This window comes from Pseudoalteromonas sp. MER144-MNA-CIBAN-0113 (assembly GCF_040308965.1).
Classification (GTDB): domain Bacteria; phylum Pseudomonadota; class Gammaproteobacteria; order Enterobacterales; family Alteromonadaceae; genus Pseudoalteromonas; species Pseudoalteromonas tetraodonis.
This window is the reverse complement of the sequence record NZ_JBEOOG010000382.1, coordinates 1-267: the sequence shown is the minus strand read 5'-3', so window position 1 is coordinate 267 and position 267 is coordinate 1. Positions and strand designations below refer to the sequence as shown.

Here is a 267-nt window from a genome sequence, read left to right as displayed (position 1 = left end):
ACCTTGTAATGCTCGCCTAATAACAATGATGAAAAGCCGGTGCAATCGACAAATAAATCACCGCTAATTTCACCTTGTTGTTTTGTGGTAACGCTTGCAATATCGCCATTTTTAGCACTATTGACCTGCGTTACATCGGCTAAAATATGTTTAACGCCAAGCTGCTGCGTACAGTGTTTTTGTAAAAAAACAGCAAATTTTGCAGAGTCTAAATGGTAGGCATAATTGGCTATAGCAGCATATTCTGGTGTACAAATTGTTTTAGGG

The 267-nt window shown here is 38.6% G+C and carries 1 protein-coding gene; it reads right to left on the bottom strand.

Annotated features, from left to right (window positions below; all coding sequences use genetic code 11):
- Window positions 1-267, bottom strand: a 267-nt coding sequence (locus AAEY57_RS20145) for a tryptophan 7-halogenase (RefSeq protein ID WP_350608678.1), incomplete at both ends; no start/stop codon positions are given.